Source organism: Butyricimonas faecalis (genome assembly GCF_003991565.1).
GTDB classification, from domain to species: domain Bacteria; phylum Bacteroidota; class Bacteroidia; order Bacteroidales; family Marinifilaceae; genus Butyricimonas; species Butyricimonas faecalis.
Genome location: NZ_CP032819.1, coordinates 1,356,651 through 1,374,556 on the forward strand (window position 1 = coordinate 1,356,651; position 17,906 = coordinate 1,374,556).

Consider the following 17,906-nt stretch of genomic DNA (forward strand, 5'->3'; position numbering starts at 1 on the left):
ATACTTATCGGATGGATTTAGTGGCGGCAATCAGGAAGATACTTTCATGCCTTTGGATTTCTTGGCCTGCTGCTTCTGCTGCGCATCATTCTTCGGCGTGGTCTGACCCTGCTGCAACGGCTCTTTCACGTGTTTGGTCGCTTCGTTGGTCTTCCCTTCGTTGTTCACGGCGAGCTGTGTCCGGCTCTCGTTGGACGGTGCGACGGTCTGCGCGAGGTCGGGGTTCTGCGAGTAGGTCAGCGGTCGGCCTTTCTCGAAGTTGAACTTCAGGTACTTCGTGCAGGGCTGGCCTTGGTCGTCCTTCGCATTGGCGAGCACCACCGTCTTGCCCGCCACGTAGTCGGCTATCTGCTGGTCGGTAAACACATCGTCTTTCCATTTCTTGATGGGGCGGATGCTCCCGTCCTCGTTTGTCCACGAGCGGTTACGGCGTTGCTGGTTATTCCCATCTTCTTCACCTTGTGACTGTTGGGGCGAATTGGAATTGTCCTGCGCCTTACCTTGGCCGTTTCCCTGACGCTGGGATTGCTGCTGCCTCGGTTGTCCCGGCACGAACTCCACATCGCGCTTGTCGGCGTTCACCTGCAACAAGGCTTGGAACTTGCGCCCGTTGGAGAGCATCACTTCCTTGGGCAAAGGCAATCCCGCACGTAGGATGTCCTGCTCTTCCCTTGACAGGTTGGTCTGTCCGATTTTGTTAGGGATGCGCACCTTGTCGGCAGGGATGTCCACGATTTCATTCGTCAGGCGGTCGATGCTGATGTAGTGGGGCTTGATTTCACCTGTCTTCTCGTTGGCGAAGTTGACGGGCTTGCCGAGGTTGCCCGTGCGTTTCAACGTCTTCTTGTCCTCTTCGGTGAAGGTGTAGCCCCTGTGGGGGATGTCAAGGCGTGGTTCATTGCGGATAAAATGGGGTGTCAGCTTCAGATAGCCGTCCTCCATCTTCTGGAAAGACAATCGGGCCTGCAATTCGTAACTCTCATAGCCGAAGGTCGGCTTTACCGTCACTAATCCCGTCTTGCCGTAGTTCATCAGGGCTTTTAGGTCCTTTTCCGAGAGTTTCTCCTTGTCAATGCCGCACTTGCGCAGTTCCTCCCAGTTTACTTGGTCGTCCGCTATCAGATTAGGCTTCTCCTGTGTTTCAGCTACCTGTGGCTGCTGAACATCCTTCTCTTGTTTCAGTTCTTCTTTCTTTTCCATTTCTTCTGTCTTTTTAATGGGTTCGTTGTTATTTTTTTCTTGTTTGACATTCTCTGTTTCTGCTTGTTGCTGGTACTTGGCGGTGTCCACCTTGTGCGAGGCAAGTATCTCCGCGTTTGCCACGGGGTCTTTCAGGAAGTCCTTGATGACGGGAAGCAGCGTGTCCACCGCATCCGCCGCCACCCGATAGAAGCCGAAGCGCGTCGGCTCCTTGCACTGGCGGTAGAAGTTCTTGAAGAAATTGTCCACCATGTCCCCGTGGCGGTCGAAGCGCAGGAAGTCCTGCGAGTGTTCCGGCTTCGCGGGCTTCGTATTGGGGTAGCCCTTGCCGTCCAGCCCGGCGACCACGCTGATCTCGCCCGTTTTCTCGTCGCGGACGACCAGCACGTCCTCTTGCTTTTTCTTTTTCTGTTCCATTTTTTTTGATGTTTTTTAATGGGTTATCAAAATCACAGCTTGCGCCATTCGTCTATTTCCTTCTCATATATTTCCAAGTGGCGGCGGACGATGTTTTCCGTCAATCCTGAAACGCTCATTTTCCGCTCACCGAACAACCGGACTATCCGGTCCAGCCTGTCACGGGTCTCCTTGCTGAGGAATACCGGCTTGCGGTCTTCAATGGCAGGCACGGGCAGGTAAATCCGCCTGTAATCCGCCAAGGCTTCCTTGCAGGTGGCCATACTCGGTTTCTGTTCTCTGGTTTCAGCCGTCATGGCCATGTTTTCTTTTTCCGTTGCCATCATTTTTACTTTTATTTTTTAGGTGAATACTTCTTGTGGCCCGGTCTTTTGCCGGATTTGTTCTTTGGGGCTTCCATGCCGGGTTGCTCTTTCATGCGGAGCACCTTGGTACCGCCTTGCAGCACTTCCTCCATATTTTGGCTGATGAACTCCAGCACGTCCGATTCCTTGTAATAGGTCTTGTGACCAATCCGTTGGTAACGGAGCCTGTACTTGCTTCGGAAGCGTTGCAGCGACCGTTTGCTTGTCCTCAGCATCTCGCACAGGTCCTGGTTGTCGTACAACCGTTCCCCGTCCAGGTACTTCACTCCGGCGGCATCCTTGTTCACCAGCACCGAGATGATCCGGTCCTGGCGGTCGAAACGTTCCATGATGCGTCCCATCCATTCCTCGAAGGTGTCCCGCCCGACCGTTTCCGCCGTCTTCGGGATATTCTCCTTCTTGAAGATTCTTGCGGCTTGCCCGCCACTGCTTCCCGCCGCTTCCACGGCCGGGTTCTGTTTCACTTTCTCTGTGTCCATATCGTTCCTTGTTGATGATTACGCTGCAAAAATCGGTATTGTGCAAGAGGCGTTTTCCATAGTCGTTACCGAGTCGGCAATGATTTTTTTGAAAAGTCCCGTCCGGCAGGTCTGAAAAAGCTTTTATGCCGCTGTTTCCATCCCTCAAGGTACATAAGGTGTCTTGCCTTACCATATATTATATATAAGGTGTGGGGCAGGGACTGGAACAGGAATGATGGGGAGATAGATGTACCCGAAGAACGCCAACGGCTGCCACGACAACGCCAAATGCTGCCACGCGCCTGACAAGCGGTGGACTCTGCCCGTAATTCCGTTTACTTTGCGGCATAATCACAATTAAACGGTAATCTTATGGAAAATGTAATCGTAATCGAGCAAAAGACTTTTGAGGAATTGATGGCGCGTTTCAACCGGCTGGCCGGAATGGTGGACAGGTTCTGCCGCAAGGCGGAGGAGAAACGCCTCAGTGAATGGCTGGACAGCACGGAGGTGTGCCAGATCCTGCAAATCAGCCCGCGCACCTTGCAGACGCTGCGCGACAACGGCACGCTGGCTTACTCACAGATTGTGCGCAAGATGTTCTACCGGGCGGAGGACGTGCGGCGCATCGTGCCGCTGGTGGAGGAACGCCGCACCCTGGCGGCCTTGAAAGGAAAAACTATTTGAGGAAGGTTAAATGAGTATCACTTAAATCAGACTGACAATGAACGAATTGATGACAAGGGAAAGCGGACAGATGGCCGCGCTGTTCAGAATGCTGGAGCACGCATTGGACCACATTGAATTATTGGCCGAAAACTACCGCCCCGTATTGGGCGGGGAACGCTACCTGACAGACCGGGAAGTGGCCAAATTGTTGAAGACCTGCCGCCGGACATTGCAGGAATACCGGGATGCGGGGCGCATGTCTTATATCCAGCTGGGAGGGAAAATCCTGTACCGGGAGTCGGATATCGAACGGCTGCTGATGGAGGGTTATCGGGAGGCATTCCGTATCGGAACCTGAGAAGGACATGGGAAAAATGTAGGTGGCGGTAGAAGTCGTGTACGCATTGAAAAGTGGACCACCCTTTCCGGTATTTGCAAAAAACACTTGCAAATGACCCGGCCACCTGTAGGAATGTACGAAAGCGGCGCATCACGGGAGATAATCCTCTCATGATGCGCCGCTTTATTGTGCGTGAGTTGATAATACGGTCAATTCCGCACCATTTGCCAATGCGGACTGACCGGAAAGATGAACAGGCGGGCGGTATTCCGTCCACCGTGGCAAGTGAATTTTCCGATGACCCGTTCTCGCAGACGTTTTGCCCCGCAGGTATGAAGGCGGAAGGCAAGGGCAATGACCAACGGGAGGCCGTACAGCACGTCCATCCCGTACCCGTCCGCTTGGCGGACACGACGTTCCGCTTCGCCGGGATTCAGGATGCCGCTCTTGTACACGGCCTTTATCGCCGCCCGGAGCGTGAGGGCAACCACGCCGAACAGTTCCATCAGTTCCGGTTCATTCATCCAGATGGCTGTTGCGGAAACATCCGGCACGTGAAGTGTGCCGTGTTCGTCCAAAGTGATAATGTAACGTTCCATGATTCCTGACTTTTTTGTTATTCATCCATTGGCATTTCGTTCCGGCTGTTGCGCCGTTCCATCAGACGGTCCATGTCCTTCGATATCTTGCAGTCGGTAATCTGCGCATAAATCTGGGTGCTGTTGATGTCGGCATGGCCCATCATCTTCGCCGCGCTTTCTATGGAAATGCCCTCGGAGACCAAAAGGGTACCGAAGGTGTGCCTTGCGGCGTGATGGGAAAGGTTCTTCTGGATGCCCAGCATGACACCCAGCCCGTGAATGTCGTACCAAAGGATGTCCCGCTTGGGCAGGGGGAACACGGGACGGGTGTCGTCCGTGGTATTGTACAGTTCCAGAATCTGCCGAGCGGCCGGGTGCAGGGGGACGAAGGTCTCCACCTCGGTCTTTTCCCTCGGCTTGCGGATATAGAGCCTGCCCTCAGAAGTTTTGCCGATGTGTCGGGGGTACAGGTTATACACGTCCGCGTACGCCAGACCGGTCAGCGAGGAGAAGATGAACATGCGGCGGGCCAGCTCCACCTTGGGATCCGGCATCGGCGTGGCCATAAGGCGTTTCAGCTCGCTGCGGCTGATGTGGCGCATCTTGGGCGGGTCCTTCTTCTCATAATGCACGTCCTCCAAGGGGTTGCACCGGAGCACGCCCTCATCCACCGCAATATAGATAAGGCGGTTCAGCCAGCACAGGCAGTGGTTCACATGCCCGGAGGCATAACCCAGTTCCTTTTTCAGGAACAGTTTGAACGAATGGCCGAACTCCTCCGTGATGTCGGAAAAGGCGATGTCCTCCAGGCCACGGGACTGGAGGAACTGTTGCAGGTTGAGCTGCGTGGTCTTCGACTGCCGGAACGTGGAAGTCGAATGGATTTGTTCGGCACGCAGCCTGAGCCGTTCCCGCTCCGCTTCGCCGCCTTTGAGAAGGGTCTGGGGAATGGTCGCCACACCTGTCACGGCGTTTTTCAGCAGTTCGGCGCTGACTGCGCCCTGTTCTTTCAGGAGGCGGTCATAAGCCCGTTCGAGATTCAGGCGGAATTCTGCGAGGCGGTTGTTCTCGCGGGGCTGGCGGATGGTTCCCGTCTGGCTGTTCCAATCCTCCGGACGGCAGAAGATGCCGGTCGTGATGAGGATGCTTTTGCCGTCGATGGACACACGGCAAAGGACGGCGGTCGTGCCGTCGGACTTGATTCTTTTCCTATTGATATAGGGCAATATCTTGAAAGTGCTACGCATGATGGTTCATTTTAGCTGATGTTCTACATTTATTTTTTTCCAATCTCGTTTTTACAACCCTTTCTCATAAAACCAGTTCAAGGTCTTTGGTCGCCTCAATGAAGCGGTCCATGTCCTCGAACAGCTTTTTCGGGGTGACTCGGGCATAGATCTGGGTCGTCTTTATATTGTTATGTCCCAGCATCTTGCTGATGGTCTCGATGGGCACGCCCTCTTCGAGCGTGACAAGCGAGGCAAACGAGTGCCTTCCCATATGATAGACGAGTTCGGTCGTCAGTCCGGCCAGCACGCGCAGGATTTTCATGTTCGCCCGAAGCGTACTGTACAGCTGGTTAGGGAACAGGGTCTCCCGCAAATCGTCCCGGTATTTCTCTATCAGGGCAATGGCCTCGGGTAGCAGTTTGACGCGCGCCGTCAGTTCGTTCTTTTTCCGTCGGTATTTCAACCACAGGCTGCCTTCATCGTCGGTGAAGAGGTTCTCGCGGGTAATGGATATGGTGTCCGCATAGGCGGTTCCGGCATAACAGGCAAACAGGAACAGGTCCCTCGTAAGGACGAGGGAGCGGCGCTTTTCCGGGATTTCCAAGTCACGCAGCTTCTCGAAGTCCTCGCGGCTCAACGCCTTCGGGGTGGTCTCCTTCTGCTTGGGTATCTTGAAATGCAGGAAATGGTACCGCTCGGAGAACCCTTCCTTGTACGCTATCCGGCAGATCCGTTTCAGCAGGGCCAGATGATGCCGTGAGGTCTGGTTGGAATACCCGCATTTTACTTCGATATAGGACTGGTATTCCCGAATGAACTGTTCGTTCAACGCACCGAAGGCGATGTCCTTCACCTTGTATTTTTTCCTGACAAACTCGCCGAGCGTTTTCCGCGCATAATGGTAGGTGCTCATGGAGGACGCGCACACATCGATGCCGATGCGCTCCCTCGTTTCCTCGATGTGCCGGTCGAACAGCCGGAGCAGGGTCATCTGGGTTTCCATGCTTCCCTGGAAAAGGTTCCTCACGTCCGCAGCGCCGAAATCGCGTTTCCGTTCCTGCAATTCATTGAATGCCGCATGGATGGCCAGCAGCAGTTTCTCGATTTTCGCATTGGTCTCCACCGCCTCGCGGCTCTTTCCTTCCAGACGGTTTTCACGCACGTTCCACAGCTTGGGCGTGCACGAGAGCTTGGTGCTGAACTGCGCCACCGTCCGGTTCAATGTGATGCGTCCCATGATGGGAGCTTTGCCCGACTTGTCGGGTTCGGTCTTCTTCAAAAACAGCAAGACCTTGAATTTCTCAATTTTCATACGCCTACATTTTTTTGAGTGCAAAGTTATTATGAATGTAAGCGTTCATCGCTACGCAAAATACTGAGTATCATAGAAAAACAACCCGTCGGAGAACTTTTTTCAATCATCCGGTTAACACGGCAGGTTTCCGAAACAACCTGTTAACGGTTAAGAAACGGAACCGATTCGGCATTCCGTCTGAATCCGTTTCAGAAAGGTGTGCCAGATAATGAAATGTAGCTCATTTCTAACAGATTATGTTTCTAACGCGCTGTTCTATTTGATGTTGCTATGCTAATGAGTTCCCACCTCGCGAGGCACAATTTCGGGACACATATCACGCTCTCGTTGGGTGTGCCTATCGAAACTGTCAGCCGCATGATGGGACACAAGAGCATTTCCACCACGCAGATTTACGCCAAAGTGACCGACCGCAAGGTGGACGAGGACATGAAACGGCTGAAAGAACAGACCAAAGGCCGGAAAATAAATCTCTACGAGGAGGACGAACCGGAAACGGCAGATATTATAACGGTAAACGGTTGAACAGTATAACAAAAATTGATAAATTTGTATGACTATGACGACAAGAGAACCTATCAGCATTGAAAACGGGCGGGTGGAAATCCACGCGCCGGAGAACCGTGTATGGCTCACGCGCCACCAGATTGCCGACCTGTTCGGAGTCTTCGTTCCTGCCGTGGGGAGCAACATCCGCTCCATACTCAAAAGCGGCATACTCTGTGAGGAGAGGGTTTACCGCCGGGAGCGCAACCGTGACGGCGGTATTGTCGAGCTGTATTCGCTCGAAATGATCGCCGCGCTGGCTTTCCGCTTAAAATCCGGGAATGCCGAAGCCTTCCGACGGTGGCTTGTCCGAAGGGCCACGACGACCGCTGTCGTCTGGCAGCTCCCCGGCATGAACACGATATTGAACTGAAAAAGAAGAACGGCCAACGTTTTGGCCGTTCTTCTTTTATACCCATTCCTGTCCCCCGATACATTTCTTCCGGGAATCTTCCAGGAATTTCTGTATCTCGGATTCCATGTATAGTACCTTGCCCTGAATCAAATAATAGGGAATGATCCGCGCCGTGCGGTATTCCTGCAATGTACGCCTGCTGATTTTCAGCAGCCGGGACAATTCCTCGTCGGTGACGAACCGCTCTCCCTTGAGTGTCCGGCCTCCGGAGGATTCCAGTTTATCCAGTGCCTTGCCGGCCTTTTCCAAGCGCCGGAAGAGATCCGCCACACGCGGATCGTGCTTGTCGATGAAATAATGGCTCATAACGCGGCGGTATTAGGATAGTGCGACGATTGCAGCAGTTTCCCGACATCTTCCGGTTTGTAGAAGATTTTGTGACGGATGCGGCTGAAAGGCAGCAACCCTTTCTCCCGGTAGGTTTGCAGGGTACGTTTCGATATACCCAGCACGTCACAGACATCCTGGTTGTCCAGCCATTTTTTCAAACTCACGTCCTCTTGCCTGCGGCATAACGCCTCGGCTTTTCTTTCAATGGCTTCCACGTGCCCTGCCAGCGCGTCGAAAGCCTTCACGTCCATACTTATTATTTCCATGTTCTGTTTCATTTTTTGTTTCCCGGATGCCCAAAAGTACACAAATGAACAGTATCTTGTTATCAGCCAGTGGTATATGGACGTATCCGTCTTAAAAGTGGCAGCGAGTGGCGCCACGTCCGGCGGAAACGATCCTCCGCCGATACGGGATCGGCACGTTCCGATACGCCAATCGCCCGTGAAAGGAAATGTTCGCGGGCGATTTATCATTCCATGCAGGGTGAGCCGTGAACCGACTTTCGCGAGCGTTCACGGCATATCGTTTTCTCCCCGTTTCTCCCCCATAACCTTTTCCTCTCTTTTTTTTCATGCCGCGGAGCGCGGTATGGAAATCTGTTGTCAGTAGCAAAGGTAGTTACGGGGCTCACGCTGCTGCAAGATCGGGCCGCGGGGCGGTTTGCCGCAAAATCTTCCTCTTTCCCTGCGGGCGAGCGTATTTTCCGACAAAATCTTGCAGCAGCTATCCCCGACACCTTTTGATGCTACCGAAACAGATTCCATCCATACCGGCTCCGCTACGGCATAAAAAAAAGTCAAAGGTTATGAGAAACGAAGAGAAAAATAAATGGAAACAGAAATCCTCCAACCTTCCACTTGGCATAAAGGCAAAGGTCGGGTTGGCGGTAAAGGTCGGGGCGGTGACTTTGGGCTTCCACGTGTGGGGTATCGACTTTATTTGGGTCGTTTTGGGCTTCACGTTCTGTTATGACATCCTGCGGGGCATTTTCTCCTGCCTTGTTTCTCTCGTGGCTCTAACCGGCTTTTTCTATTTCCTATTCACTCACATCTTCTAAATTTTTACAGGTATGACAAAGTACATTTCATTATTCGGAGCGACTACCACGGACACGCAGGTGCAGGTAGTCAAGGAAAACCAGGTAATCATCGGTATCGGTGCGGGTGCGAGCAGAAAGCGTTACGTCGTTTACAAGGTGGAACACACCGCCCGTGGCTACGTGTACCACATGGTCGATACCGAAACAAAGGAAATCAGCCAAACGGACATTTTGCGACCCCTCTCGCAAACATTCGGTATCGGCAGGTACTACGACGACGTGAACCCCGAGTTCATGGACGCTTTCGAGGTGGCTTTGCTCGTGAGGCAGGCGGAAGAGCAAGCCACGGCGCAGGCCATCGCCGCCGCCAAAGAGAAAGCCGAGCATGACCGCATAGCGGAAATAGGAGCGCAGAGGTTACGCCGCATCATGCCCGAAGGGGTGCAGGGCGTAATCATCGCCGAACTCAACGAAACGGAATACACTGACCCCTCTTACGAGTGTTCGACCACCCGAAGCGTGCGTACCGTCATTCTCGGCTTTTCGGCCACCTCTCGCAACGGCTTCGGGGAGTTGAGAAAGGCGGCGGCCAATTTCCCGCAAACGGCGCACCTCTCCGAATACGACCCCAAGAACGAACACCGCTATCCCGTTTTCACGCTCGGCAAAAGTCCGAAATACGGGTGGAGTGTCTGCAAACTGACCCACTACACCCGTGAAGGGTACATCGACAGGCTGGCATATATCGCAGGAAACGAGGAGAATATATGTCTGCCCGAGCCGAAAGACGAAAAACGGGCGGAACGCACTGAAACGAGCGTGCAAGGCGGGTTTATCATCGTGGACTATTCCGAGAAGGCGATAGCCGTATTCGGGGACACCAAGCCCGTCAAGGACGCCCTTCACGCACTCGGGGGACGCTTCAACGCACGGCTGACGCATGACGGGCAGAAGAAAGCGGGATGGATTTTCCAAAAGACCAAAGAGGACGAGGTGCGACGGCTTCTCGGAAAGGACGAATAAATGTTGAACACGGGGTGGCTCGCCGCCCCACAATACCAAAAAATCATGGCACAAGGAACAGATTATTTCAAACTGACGATACAGAACTATCTCGACGCACGGGCACGGGAGGACGAACTTTTCGCACCCCGATACGCCAACCCGAAAAAGAACATTGACGATTGCTGCACTTTCATCATCAACCAAGTACGGCAGAGCGGTTGCAACGGGTTTGCCGACGAGGAAATATACTCTATGGCACTCCACTATTACGACGAGGAGGACATCGACATCGGCAAACCCGTCAGTTGCAAGGTAGTGGTCAATCACACCGTCGAACTGACCGAGGAGGAAAAAGCCGAGGCACGGCGGAACGCCATACGGAAGGCCGAGAGCGAAGCCTACGCCAAGTTGGCGAAAGCCAAGTCCAAACCCAAGAAAATCGAAGATAACAAACTAATGCCCAGTCTATTTTAGTTATGAAACCGAGAACAAAATTCCAACAGAACGTCGTGGCGGCAAGCAAACACCTGCCGCCGCTTACCCCCGCACAAATCGAATGGGGGTACAAGAACTGCATCGAGCATATCGGACGCCGCACGCCGAAAGGACTTATCACCTGCACCGAGTGCGGCCACACGTGGCAGAGCGAAAACGGAGAACTCACGGACAATCTGTTAGGGTGCGAGTGTCCGCACTGCCACACCACGCTGAAAGTGGAAACCACCCTGCGCCGCAAGTTCAACGATTACGAGTATTTGTGCATCGTAACCCGCTGCAAGGGTTTTCAAGTCCTGCGCTTCGTCTATATCGAGTGTTGGGCGAAAGTGGGACAGACGCCCGTTTACACCCATATCGAAGCCGTACAGCGGTGGATTGCCCCCGACGGACGCTCCGCAACCTTCGCACGGCTGCGCCCGATGGGCTTCTTCGTTCACGGGTGGAGTTGGTCGAGCGCATTGGAACTGCGGGCGGAGAACGACGGGAAATACAACATCACGCCCACACGCATCTATCCCCGGCAACGGCTTATCCCCGAACTGCGCCGAAGCGGTTACGGCAAACAACTCCCCGATGTAACCCCTTTCGACCTTATCCACCTGCTGCTCTCGGAGAACAAGGCCGAAACGCTGCTTAAAGCGGGACAAACGGCACTCGTGCGATTTTTCGCCCGTTCCTCCCGCAATATCGCAGACTATTGGCCGGCCATCCGTATCGCCATCCGTAACGGGTACGCTATCGGGAAACCGACGGAATGGTGCGACTACATCGATCTGCTGCGATTTTTCGGGAAAGACCTGCATAACGCCCATTTCGTGTGTCCCGCAGACCTGCCCGCAGCGCATGACCTCTACATGGCTAAAAAACGGCGGCACATGCAAATGGAACGGCGGCAGGAGGAACGGCGCAAGGCGTTGGAACAGGAAGCCTCGTTTGTCAAAGCCAAAGGACGGTTTTTCGGAGTGGAGTTTTCCGACGGGGAAATCCGCATCAAGGTATTGGACAGCGTTGAAGCCATACGGCAGGAGGGCGAGGCCATGCACCACTGCGTGTTTACCAACGAATACTATCTGAAAGCCGACTCGCTCATACTCTCGGCTACAATCGACGGCAAACGTATCGAAACGATAGAGGTGTCCCTAAAACGCATGGAGGTCGTGCAGAGCCGTGGCGTGTGTAACAAGAATACCCCATACCACGGGCAAATACTGAAACTGATGAAGGGGAACATGTCCCTTATACGGAAACGAATGACAGCATAAAAATCGGGGCGGCGAAAGCCGCCCGCAAAAACAAAATAGAATGAACCAAATAGCATATAAATTCGTGTCGTGGGACGTTCCCGCACTCGAAAGCCTTGCAGGCTCAAAAGCGTACATATTACGCAAACGGCTCAATGACGGGGGAACGCTCACCCGTGAGGAGAAAGACTGGATTACCCGTGAGGTAAACCATAACACCTATTTCAAGGACTCCATTCCGCTTTTAGGGTATCGTTTCAACTTTGTCGATGTACTGAAAACATTCGTGGTAAAGCAGTACGGGCATTACACGGAATACAAGGGCGTGGACAAGACGAGCATACGCTCCATGTTGTACGGCAGAGTGGAAAGGATTGTCGAATTATAAAATCGGGGCGGCGAAAGCCGCCCTACAAAAAAATATAACAATGAAAATCATCTATAAAAGCTACATGGCACGCCCGCTCAAACCCTTCGGGGAGTGGGATTGGGAAGTTCGGGAAGCAGTCAAGACGGCCCTTGCGCTCGTCGAGGGGAAAAACGGGTTCAAAACCCATTCCGAGATATGGCGAAGGTGCAACCTCGTCATTACCGTGGGACACAACATCTACACCACGAGTATCGAGATACGACCACCCGAGCAGGACGTGATACGCCGCAGGAGCAACTGGCATAACGGCTACGCCTACTACTGCAACGGCGTGTTCTGGGCGAACATGAGCAGGGTTAGAGTGGAACTTGTCTGATTAAAAAATTTCGGGGCGGCAAAAGCCGCCCGTAAAAAGCGAGAATATGAAAACGAATGAAGTAAACAAGGAAATCTCCTATGAAACGCTGCTCGTAACCTTCGGCGAGGGTATCGGGCGGCTCAACACCATGTTCGACGACCCGCAGGTGTGGGGCGTTGCCACGCTGAAGCAGTGGATCGACGGGTATGAAACTACGCGCTTCACCGAAATCGACGACCGAACGGCGGTTATCACATCCGAATACAACATGGACAGCGTGAAGGAATGGCTGCAAAAGAACACACCGATTATCAACCTGGAAAAACGATAAAATCATGCGCAAGTACAAATTATTCATCGGCTACCGGCTGCTGGGAGAGTTTTCCGGTATATGGGAAGCCAAAAATTTCGCCGCTGAAAGCGGCATGAGCGGAATTTTCTCGCTCGTGGGAGAAAATTACCGGGACAGTTGGTACGAACCCAAAAAACAGGACAAGAATGGAAACAAAGATTAAAGACATCACGGGAGCGGAAATAACCGTTACCGACTTAAAAGAGGCGGTACGCCAATGCCGGGAGTGCCTCGCAAGTCCTTACCTGATGCCCTCGGGGCATACCGTGGGGGAAAACCATGCCTACATGTTGCGGCAACTGCTCGCCCTGCAAAGGCGGAAACGGGAACACGGCAGGCAACGGCCGTGAAAATACGACGCGAAAAAAATCGGACGATAACAACCGTCCGATTTTTTTGTTTCCCGTCAATCGACCGCCGTATGGTCGCCCAGCTTCCCGTGCAGTTCACGCCCGATATGTCCGGCAATGCCACGGGGAGAAATTTCAGAGATTGAACCCCACCCGCCATGCGTGTATATGCACGTCTTGAGCGGTTCGGTACGGGAAAGGTAGAACAGATAGCCGTTGCGGAGCAGGATGCCCACGAACACCGAGCCGACCTCGATGTCGGCGATCTCGTCAAAACGTATCTTCCCGTCATTGTATAATACTGCCGTGCCATCCGCATCGGGAATGACGAACAGATCGTCTTCCATAACAATCCCGTGCAACTCGATTAGCGACCCCAGGCATTCACTCGCCGATACCCGGTCGTAATCACCCTTTACCTCATTTGTCGATTTCGTTTCCATATCGCTTTTCTTTAGGTTCAGACAAATACCATACGAAAAAGGCGTGAGAATACGTTAAATACCGGCATTGAGGTACAGCCAAGCACCCATCCACTCGATAGATAATTTCTCCCCACGCCGCTATCGCATACGCTTGACGCATATAGACACGACGATAAAGAAGAGAACTACCCATTATTTTGCGAGCGGATTAAAATTTGGCTGTTTTCAATGCCCCACCATAATGTGTTCCTTCCGTATGTAAATCGCCCGGCGGCACGCCGCCGGAGGATTCGATTGCAAATATAACGATTTCATCCGGGTATCGGCGACAACACGTGCGATTTTTAACAACCTTCCTGCCAAAGAACTACCCGCCGTCCTACAATTTCGGCCCCCGGGCGGGTTTGCGGGGCGCGACCTTCGGCTGCGCCTTCTTCTCCCTGGGCGGTTCGACGATCCGCAGTTTGAGTTTCTCCGTCTTACGGTCGTAACGCACCTCGCAGCAATCAATCTCACCCGCAACCGACGTCCACACGTTGTTCACACGCACCGCGCCGCCCGAGTAGAGGGTCTTGTATTGTTCGTATTCGAGCGGCTGCCGCAATTTCGCGTCCACCTGACGGTGGAACGAATAGATATTACGTCCCTTCGCTATCTCGTCGGGAACGTAAACCCGCAACTCTGGATGGGCGGCCTCGGCATAGAGGCACAGATCCGCCGTGCGAAGCTCCCTCGGAACCCACTGGATCATCCTCGGGTCGCCCCGCACGGCCGTATCGGCCACGAGCGGCGTGATGGCCGTCTGGGGAATGTCATACAGCACCCCCGCATCCTTGCGAACGGCCTCCAACGCCACCTCCTCCGTTACAAGCCGGCGGTTCAGGTGCAGGACACTCATCAACCGGTGTATCTTCTGCGGGTCGTCCTGCTCGCGGAACACCTGCAAGACCAGGGCGGGGTCGCTCAACGCGCTGATAACCGAGAAATCGGTTTTGTCCTTCCCGTAGGTACGCTCGAAAGCCTCCCGGCTCATCTCCGGCGTCCGGGCTTCGCGGGGGACGCCTTTCAGGTTTTGCGGGTTCTCCCGCACCAGGCTCATGTATAGATCCGGGCTTTTCATGCTCTCGGGCAGGTGGGCGATGGCATAGGGACTGCGCCGTATGGCCTCCATGCACAACTCCGGCGTTTTCCACTTCTCGGGGACATATTGCAGGTAGCTCCCGTCGTGCCCGACGGCCCGGCGGCACATCTCCTCGTTCTTGGCGTGGTCGGGAAGGTTGTAGAACAGCTCCGGCTCCAGGGCGAAAATTTCCCGGGCCACTTTCGGCGTGACGTGTGCCGGGTTCATGTGCTGCAAAAAATCGAAGGTCTTCTCGTAATTCGTGCAATAGAACCCCAACGCCTTCATGTGTATATCCTCGAAAGGGATATAGCGGAGGACACGCAGGTCGTCGGCACGGGCCAACGCCCGGTTGCAGACCTCCGGCGTGAGCTGTTCGGGGTTGAAAAAGCGGATGGCCAGGGGATCGCGCTCCAGCGCTATCTCGCACAGACGGTCGGTTTTCAGATGCTTCGGAACGTACTCCAGTGCCAGGTAGTTCGAGGACACGGCAGCCTCGCAGACCCGTTCCGTGCGTAATTCCTCCGGCACTTCATGGAGCAGGATGCCGTCCCCACTGACGGCACGCAGGCAGACTGCCTCCGTGCGCAGTTCCACCGGCACGAGCGAAAGGCAGGACGCGTCCATCCCCACGCCGTGAAGGGCCAGCTCCCCGGTCATGACCTCCGGGGCAATGGAGGCGAAAATCTCGAACTTGTCCACGAACGACATCCCGAATTTTTTCAGCCCTTCCAGGCATATATCGGGATACGGAATGTAAGGGAGTATCTTGTAATCGGCACTGTCCACCGCTTTCAACGCCGCACGGCATATTTGCGGCGTCCTCAATTCCCCGGGAACGGCCTCCAGCACCAGGCCGTTGCGCTTCACGGCCGCCATGCACAGTTCGGGGGTCTTCAACCCCTCCGGAACGTAATACAGCGCGTAGCTGTTGCTATCGACGGCGGCACGGCACATTTTCGGTGTCTTCAGACGGTCAGGGACGAATTTCAGTGTTTCGCCCCGGTAGCCGGCCGCGGCAAGACAAAGTTCCGGCGTTTTCATCGCTTCGGGAACGAACTCGATGTTGAAAGCCGATTTCTTGATGGCGAAACGGCAGACCTCCGCCGTTTTCCGATCCTCGGGCAGCGTCTCGAAAAGGTTCTCACGCCACGGGTTCTCGTACACCCCCGTATCGAGATAGGCTATATCTATTCTCTCTTGCTCTGTCATGGTTTTCAGTATTTATGGAAAGCGCCCGGGTGACGGGCGCTTCTCTTGGTTAGACATATTCCGTTATCGTTCCGTTTCCTCCGTCCCGTTCTCGCTCTGGAACGTGAAGGAGGTCTTCACGACCTGACCCGTGTTGTCCTCGACATAGACGTCGATGGTCTGCTGGTCATCGCTGCGCGATGTGTAATAGAGGCGGAACACCTCACGGTCGAGCGGATAGCGGTCGTTGGGCAGGAACACCGTACCGTCGTCCATCCTCAACTCACCGCGCCCGTCGGGCTGGAAATAGCGGATCGTGTAACGTGCGCCGTCATATCTCCCCTCCCGCACGAGCGTGCAGCGGATTTCAGCGGTTTCACCAACGGAGATTCGCTTCTGAACGGGCATCGTTTCCAGAGAGAACGTGTACGCCTGCTGTATATCCAGCCCGTTGTCGCAGGATGCGCATAAAAGACCCAGGGCGGCGATCCAGACCGCCAGGGCCAATATCTTTTTCATCTTTTTCATGTCGCTTGCAAGTTTAATGGATTATGAATTTCACGCCCAGGCCGAACTGCGCGTGGAAATGTCCCGTTGTAGTGCCCCATAGGATACGCTCACGCCCCGTCAGCGAGAGGATAATCCTGTCGGTCAGGTACGCATCGACCTCCAGCGTGACGGCCCCGCCATAGAGGAAACGGTCGCGGTGGCGGAGCGTAGAGCCGTCATAGAGCCGCCTTTCGCCCCGGTTCACACTCTCGTAACCGGCCAGCGCCGAGCCGCCGAGGTAGAAGAAAAAAGTCCTGGACGGGTCGGCGAGGAACTTGTAATAGTAACCTCCCTCGGCCGTGAACTGCGCCACCGGGATACGTTCCGACTTGTAGGGGTAATAACGGTTCAGGAACTCCGCGCCGAACACCCACTTGTCGGCATTCTTCGCGTAGCGGCTCATGGCCAGCCCGAACCAGTAGCCCGTTTCGCTGCGGCTGTCCCGGGTATAGAAGCCGTCGGCCATGCCTCCCCGTATTTCCAGCCCGCGCATGGCGGGCAGGGCACGCTGGGCGTGCGCCCCGTCCGAAAGGAGGAGGCATAACCCCAGCGTGAGAATGAATATCGCCCGTTTCATATCACTTTACCTTTAACTCGTTGATAACACGTGCGCGCACCAGGTCGGCATTCTCCACCGTGAAAGTCTGGTGTCGCCCGCCCTGCTGCTCGTGCAGTTCCACGACCAGCTGCTTGTCGTCGGCCAGCGTGAACTTCGGGAGCGTGAAGACCATGCGCTCGGTACGCTTGCCGCCGATGACCTGCACGTTGTTGTACGCACGCACGGGCCATACGACCTGCTCCTGGATGGCCGTGCGTTTGGCCACCTTCTTGTCCGTAATCTTGAACGTCAGGTAGTCCACGTTGAAAGGCACGTTGGAGGAGTTTTTCAGTTGGAGGTGGAAATAAAGCAGGTCGTTATGCACGTAGATACCTTTGAGGAGGTATTGTACCCCGAAACGCTTGCAACCGATATGCTTGATCTCGCGGCGGTCATTCTTGTAAATGGACTGCATGATCAGTTTGACCAGCAGCGGAGATTCGCATCCCAACTCCTGCAAATAGATGTCCAGCGCGTTATTGGGGCGGTTTACCGCCTCCCCGTCATGCAGGAAGTCCGCCATCTCGACCGACAGTTTCACCGGCTCGTCGGCATACTTGACATTGAAGCTGTAATAGGCCCCGTCCTCGGTAATGACCGAAAGGTTGCTCTCGCGCGAGAAATCACGCAGGGCCGCCTTTACACGCAGCACGTTTTCCGTGCCATCGGCTTTCGCCGCCAGAAGATCCGAAGACCCCAGATCGACGTAACGGATGGCCGAGGGGAAAATCACATGCACGGTCTTGCTGAACGTCACCTCCAGCGCGTAGGGCGGGATAACCCGGTTGAAAGTCAGCGGACGGGTAAGACCGTCGTACAAATCGCCCGTGGAGGGCTTTTCCTGCGCGTGGGCAGCGAACATGCACCCGATAAAAGCGAGTGCCAGAAGAATCTTTTTCATACTCGATAATTTTTTGATTGTTGATAAAAATGGATTTT

General features: G+C 54.3%; 26 protein-coding genes and 1 pseudogene. 13 read left to right on the top strand and 14 right to left on the bottom strand.

Annotated elements, in window-relative coordinates; genetic code table 11:
• Window positions 1-30: 30 nt before the first annotated feature.
• The 3 genes from D8S85_RS06075 to D8S85_RS06085 are packed head-to-tail and all read right to left on the bottom strand — an operon-like array spanning window position 31 to window position 2,461.
• Window positions 31-1,617 carry a DUF3945 domain-containing protein gene (locus tag D8S85_RS06075; RefSeq protein ID WP_004292754.1) on the bottom strand — a complete coding sequence of 529 codons (1,587 nt, stop codon included), beginning with the start codon at window positions 1,615-1,617 and terminating at the stop codon, window positions 31-33.
• 32 nt (window positions 1,618-1,649) lie between these two features.
• Complete coding sequence (locus D8S85_RS06080; protein ID WP_004292753.1) at window positions 1,650-1,943, bottom strand: DUF3408 domain-containing protein; 294 nt, start codon at window positions 1,941-1,943, stop codon at window positions 1,650-1,652.
• Window positions 1,944-1,951: 8 nt separating this feature from the next.
• Window positions 1,952-2,461 carry a helix-turn-helix domain-containing protein gene (locus D8S85_RS06085; protein WP_004292752.1) on the bottom strand — a complete coding sequence of 170 codons (510 nt, stop codon included), beginning with the start codon at window positions 2,459-2,461 and terminating at the stop codon, window positions 1,952-1,954.
• 354 nt (window positions 2,462-2,815) lie between these two features.
• On the opposite strand from D8S85_RS06085, the gene D8S85_RS06090 reads away from it, so the two are divergent.
• Together D8S85_RS06090 and D8S85_RS06095 are read left to right on the top strand one after the other, a co-directional pair.
• Window positions 2,816-3,130, top strand: a complete 315-nt coding sequence (locus D8S85_RS06090) for a helix-turn-helix domain-containing protein (RefSeq protein ID WP_004292751.1) — start codon at window positions 2,816-2,818, stop codon at window positions 3,128-3,130.
• 37 nt (window positions 3,131-3,167) lie between these two features.
• Entirely contained in the window at window positions 3,168-3,470 is a 303-nt protein-coding gene (locus tag D8S85_RS06095; RefSeq protein WP_004292750.1) for a helix-turn-helix domain-containing protein, read from the top strand.
• A 191-nt stretch (window positions 3,471-3,661) separates the two neighbouring features.
• On the opposite strand, the gene D8S85_RS06100 is transcribed toward D8S85_RS06095, so the two are convergent.
• From D8S85_RS06100 to D8S85_RS06110, 3 genes are all read right to left on the bottom strand, one after another.
• Complete coding sequence (locus D8S85_RS06100) at window positions 3,662-4,051, bottom strand: hypothetical protein (protein WP_004292749.1); 390 nt, start codon at window positions 4,049-4,051, stop codon at window positions 3,662-3,664.
• A gap of 17 nt (window positions 4,052-4,068) precedes the next feature.
• Window positions 4,069-5,280, bottom strand: a complete 1,212-nt coding sequence (locus D8S85_RS06105) for a site-specific integrase (RefSeq protein ID WP_004322054.1) — start codon at window positions 5,278-5,280, stop codon at window positions 4,069-4,071.
• 64 nt (window positions 5,281-5,344) lie between these two features.
• Window positions 5,345-6,574 (bottom strand): site-specific integrase, encoded by a 1,230-nt coding sequence (locus D8S85_RS06110; RefSeq protein WP_004292747.1) that lies wholly within the window; start codon window positions 6,572-6,574, stop codon window positions 5,345-5,347.
• Between the two features lie 279 nt (window positions 6,575-6,853).
• Between D8S85_RS06110 and D8S85_RS06115 the strand changes: the two are divergent.
• Both D8S85_RS06115 and D8S85_RS06120 read left to right on the top strand, forming a co-directional pair.
• Window positions 6,854-7,102: pseudogene (locus D8S85_RS06115) on the top strand (tyrosine-type recombinase/integrase); the annotation flags it as partial.
• A 28-nt stretch (window positions 7,103-7,130) separates the two neighbouring features.
• Window positions 7,131-7,496, top strand: coding sequence for a hypothetical protein (locus tag D8S85_RS06120; RefSeq protein ID WP_004289443.1), 366 nt, complete (start codon window positions 7,131-7,133; stop codon window positions 7,494-7,496).
• A 36-nt stretch (window positions 7,497-7,532) separates the two neighbouring features.
• On the opposite strand, the gene D8S85_RS06125 is transcribed toward D8S85_RS06120, so the two are convergent.
• From D8S85_RS06125 to D8S85_RS21645, 3 genes are all read right to left on the bottom strand, one after another.
• The gene (locus tag D8S85_RS06125) at window positions 7,533-7,844 is read right to left on the bottom strand and encodes a helix-turn-helix domain-containing protein (RefSeq protein ID WP_004295430.1); all 312 of its coding nucleotides are present in this window, start codon (window positions 7,842-7,844) and stop codon (window positions 7,533-7,535) included.
• On the bottom strand, window positions 7,841-8,134 hold the full coding sequence (locus D8S85_RS06130; RefSeq protein WP_004319131.1) for a helix-turn-helix domain-containing protein: 294 nt from the start codon (window positions 8,132-8,134) through the stop codon (window positions 7,841-7,843). The genes D8S85_RS06125 and D8S85_RS06130 overlap by 4 nt, the downstream gene beginning before the upstream one ends.
• 91 nt (window positions 8,135-8,225) lie before the next feature.
• The gene (locus D8S85_RS21645) at window positions 8,226-8,444 is read right to left on the bottom strand and encodes a hypothetical protein (protein WP_205702820.1); all 219 of its coding nucleotides are present in this window, start codon (window positions 8,442-8,444) and stop codon (window positions 8,226-8,228) included.
• Between the two features lie 232 nt (window positions 8,445-8,676).
• On the opposite strand from D8S85_RS21645, the gene D8S85_RS06140 reads away from it, so the two are divergent.
• Genes D8S85_RS06140 through D8S85_RS06180 form a run of 9 tightly spaced genes read left to right on the top strand, consistent with a single transcriptional unit; the run spans window position 8,677 to window position 13,084 of the window.
• Window positions 8,677-8,928 (top strand): hypothetical protein, encoded by a 252-nt coding sequence (locus tag D8S85_RS06140; RefSeq protein WP_017141503.1) that lies wholly within the window; start codon window positions 8,677-8,679, stop codon window positions 8,926-8,928.
• 12 nt (window positions 8,929-8,940) lie between these two features.
• Window positions 8,941-9,933 (top strand): hypothetical protein, encoded by a 993-nt coding sequence (locus D8S85_RS06145; RefSeq protein ID WP_004295433.1) that lies wholly within the window; start codon window positions 8,941-8,943, stop codon window positions 9,931-9,933.
• A gap of 45 nt (window positions 9,934-9,978) precedes the next feature.
• Window positions 9,979-10,389 carry a PcfK-like family protein gene (locus tag D8S85_RS06150; RefSeq protein ID WP_009132163.1) on the top strand — a complete coding sequence of 137 codons (411 nt, stop codon included), beginning with the start codon at window positions 9,979-9,981 and terminating at the stop codon, window positions 10,387-10,389.
• Between the two features lie 2 nt (window positions 10,390-10,391).
• On the top strand, window positions 10,392-11,675 hold the full coding sequence (locus D8S85_RS06155; protein ID WP_004303775.1) for a PcfJ domain-containing protein: 1,284 nt from the start codon (window positions 10,392-10,394) through the stop codon (window positions 11,673-11,675).
• A 40-nt stretch (window positions 11,676-11,715) separates the two neighbouring features.
• Window positions 11,716-12,042: a hypothetical protein gene (locus D8S85_RS06160; RefSeq protein WP_004295437.1), complete on the top strand. Its 327-nt coding sequence runs from the start codon at window positions 11,716-11,718 to the stop codon at window positions 12,040-12,042.
• Window positions 12,043-12,082: 40 nt separating this feature from the next.
• Window positions 12,083-12,400, top strand: coding sequence for a hypothetical protein (locus D8S85_RS06165; protein WP_004295436.1), 318 nt, complete (start codon window positions 12,083-12,085; stop codon window positions 12,398-12,400).
• Between the two features lie 46 nt (window positions 12,401-12,446).
• The gene (locus D8S85_RS06170; protein WP_004295438.1) at window positions 12,447-12,713 is read left to right on the top strand and encodes a DUF6956 domain-containing protein; all 267 of its coding nucleotides are present in this window, start codon (window positions 12,447-12,449) and stop codon (window positions 12,711-12,713) included.
• A 4-nt stretch (window positions 12,714-12,717) separates the two neighbouring features.
• The gene (locus D8S85_RS06175) at window positions 12,718-12,897 is read left to right on the top strand and encodes a hypothetical protein (protein ID WP_004295439.1); all 180 of its coding nucleotides are present in this window, start codon (window positions 12,718-12,720) and stop codon (window positions 12,895-12,897) included.
• A complete protein-coding gene (locus D8S85_RS06180; RefSeq protein WP_004295440.1) occupies window positions 12,881-13,084 on the top strand; it encodes a hypothetical protein in 204 nt (67 codons plus the stop codon). The genes D8S85_RS06175 and D8S85_RS06180 overlap by 17 nt, the downstream gene beginning before the upstream one ends.
• Before the next feature lie 56 nt (window positions 13,085-13,140).
• Here the strand turns inward: D8S85_RS06180 and D8S85_RS06185 are convergent, their stop codons facing one another.
• From D8S85_RS06185 to traN, 5 genes are all read right to left on the bottom strand, one after another.
• Entirely contained in the window at window positions 13,141-13,527 is a 387-nt protein-coding gene (locus D8S85_RS06185) for a hypothetical protein (protein ID WP_004295441.1), read from the bottom strand.
• Between the two features lie 361 nt (window positions 13,528-13,888).
• Window positions 13,889-15,841 carry a DUF4116 domain-containing protein gene (locus D8S85_RS06195; protein ID WP_005681342.1) on the bottom strand — a complete coding sequence of 651 codons (1,953 nt, stop codon included), beginning with the start codon at window positions 15,839-15,841 and terminating at the stop codon, window positions 13,889-13,891.
• A gap of 63 nt (window positions 15,842-15,904) precedes the next feature.
• A complete protein-coding gene (locus tag D8S85_RS06200) occupies window positions 15,905-16,348 on the bottom strand; it encodes a DUF3872 domain-containing protein (RefSeq protein ID WP_004295445.1) in 444 nt (147 codons plus the stop codon).
• 13 nt (window positions 16,349-16,361) lie between these two features.
• Window positions 16,362-16,946 (bottom strand): conjugal transfer protein TraO, encoded by a 585-nt coding sequence (locus tag D8S85_RS06205; RefSeq protein ID WP_004319140.1) that lies wholly within the window; start codon window positions 16,944-16,946, stop codon window positions 16,362-16,364.
• A 1-nt stretch (window position 16,947) separates the two neighbouring features.
• Window positions 16,948-17,868, bottom strand: a complete 921-nt coding sequence (gene traN / locus D8S85_RS06210; protein ID WP_004303795.1) for a conjugative transposon protein TraN — start codon at window positions 17,866-17,868, stop codon at window positions 16,948-16,950.
• Between the last annotated feature and the right edge of the window lie 38 nt (window positions 17,869-17,906).

What these genes read in the sequence shown, in the direction of transcription:
- D8S85_RS06075 (WP_004292754.1), bottom strand. Translation starts at nt 1,617, where the DNA reads ATGGAACAGAAAAAGAAAAAGCAAGAGGACGTGCTGGTCGTCCGCGAC.
- D8S85_RS06080 (WP_004292753.1), bottom strand. Translation starts at nt 1,943, where the DNA reads ATGATGGCAACGGAAAAAGAAAACATGGCCATGACGGCTGAAACCAGA.
- D8S85_RS06085 (WP_004292752.1), bottom strand. Translation starts at nt 2,461, where the DNA reads ATGGACACAGAGAAAGTGAAACAGAACCCGGCCGTGGAAGCGGCGGGA.
- D8S85_RS06090 (WP_004292751.1), top strand. Translation starts at nt 2,816, where the DNA reads ATGGAAAATGTAATCGTAATCGAGCAAAAGACTTTTGAGGAATTGATG.
- D8S85_RS06095 (WP_004292750.1), top strand. Translation starts at nt 3,168, where the DNA reads ATGAACGAATTGATGACAAGGGAAAGCGGACAGATGGCCGCGCTGTTC.
- D8S85_RS06100 (WP_004292749.1), bottom strand. Translation starts at nt 4,051, where the DNA reads ATGGAACGTTACATTATCACTTTGGACGAACACGGCACACTTCACGTG.
- D8S85_RS06105 (WP_004322054.1), bottom strand. Translation starts at nt 5,280, where the DNA reads ATGCGTAGCACTTTCAAGATATTGCCCTATATCAATAGGAAAAGAATC.
- D8S85_RS06110 (WP_004292747.1), bottom strand. Translation starts at nt 6,574, where the DNA reads ATGAAAATTGAGAAATTCAAGGTCTTGCTGTTTTTGAAGAAGACCGAA.
- D8S85_RS06120 (WP_004289443.1), top strand. Translation starts at nt 7,131, where the DNA reads ATGACTATGACGACAAGAGAACCTATCAGCATTGAAAACGGGCGGGTG.
- D8S85_RS06125 (WP_004295430.1), bottom strand. Translation starts at nt 7,844, where the DNA reads ATGAGCCATTATTTCATCGACAAGCACGATCCGCGTGTGGCGGATCTC.
- D8S85_RS06130 (WP_004319131.1), bottom strand. Translation starts at nt 8,134, where the DNA reads ATGGAAATAATAAGTATGGACGTGAAGGCTTTCGACGCGCTGGCAGGG.
- D8S85_RS21645 (WP_205702820.1), bottom strand. Translation starts at nt 8,444, where the DNA reads ATGAAAAAAAAGAGAGGAAAAGGTTATGGGGGAGAAACGGGGAGAAAA.
- D8S85_RS06140 (WP_017141503.1), top strand. Translation starts at nt 8,677, where the DNA reads ATGAGAAACGAAGAGAAAAATAAATGGAAACAGAAATCCTCCAACCTT.
- D8S85_RS06145 (WP_004295433.1), top strand. Translation starts at nt 8,941, where the DNA reads ATGACAAAGTACATTTCATTATTCGGAGCGACTACCACGGACACGCAG.
- D8S85_RS06150 (WP_009132163.1), top strand. Translation starts at nt 9,979, where the DNA reads ATGGCACAAGGAACAGATTATTTCAAACTGACGATACAGAACTATCTC.
- D8S85_RS06155 (WP_004303775.1), top strand. Translation starts at nt 10,392, where the DNA reads ATGAAACCGAGAACAAAATTCCAACAGAACGTCGTGGCGGCAAGCAAA.
- D8S85_RS06160 (WP_004295437.1), top strand. Translation starts at nt 11,716, where the DNA reads ATGAACCAAATAGCATATAAATTCGTGTCGTGGGACGTTCCCGCACTC.
- D8S85_RS06165 (WP_004295436.1), top strand. Translation starts at nt 12,083, where the DNA reads ATGAAAATCATCTATAAAAGCTACATGGCACGCCCGCTCAAACCCTTC.
- D8S85_RS06170 (WP_004295438.1), top strand. Translation starts at nt 12,447, where the DNA reads ATGAAAACGAATGAAGTAAACAAGGAAATCTCCTATGAAACGCTGCTC.
- D8S85_RS06175 (WP_004295439.1), top strand. Translation starts at nt 12,718, where the DNA reads ATGCGCAAGTACAAATTATTCATCGGCTACCGGCTGCTGGGAGAGTTT.
- D8S85_RS06180 (WP_004295440.1), top strand. Translation starts at nt 12,881, where the DNA reads ATGGAAACAAAGATTAAAGACATCACGGGAGCGGAAATAACCGTTACC.
- D8S85_RS06185 (WP_004295441.1), bottom strand. Translation starts at nt 13,527, where the DNA reads ATGGAAACGAAATCGACAAATGAGGTAAAGGGTGATTACGACCGGGTA.
- D8S85_RS06195 (WP_005681342.1), bottom strand. Translation starts at nt 15,841, where the DNA reads ATGACAGAGCAAGAGAGAATAGATATAGCCTATCTCGATACGGGGGTG.
- D8S85_RS06200 (WP_004295445.1), bottom strand. Translation starts at nt 16,348, where the DNA reads ATGAAAAAGATGAAAAAGATATTGGCCCTGGCGGTCTGGATCGCCGCC.
- D8S85_RS06205 (WP_004319140.1), bottom strand. Translation starts at nt 16,946, where the DNA reads ATGAAACGGGCGATATTCATTCTCACGCTGGGGTTATGCCTCCTCCTT.
- traN (WP_004303795.1), bottom strand. Translation starts at nt 17,868, where the DNA reads ATGAAAAAGATTCTTCTGGCACTCGCTTTTATCGGGTGCATGTTCGCT.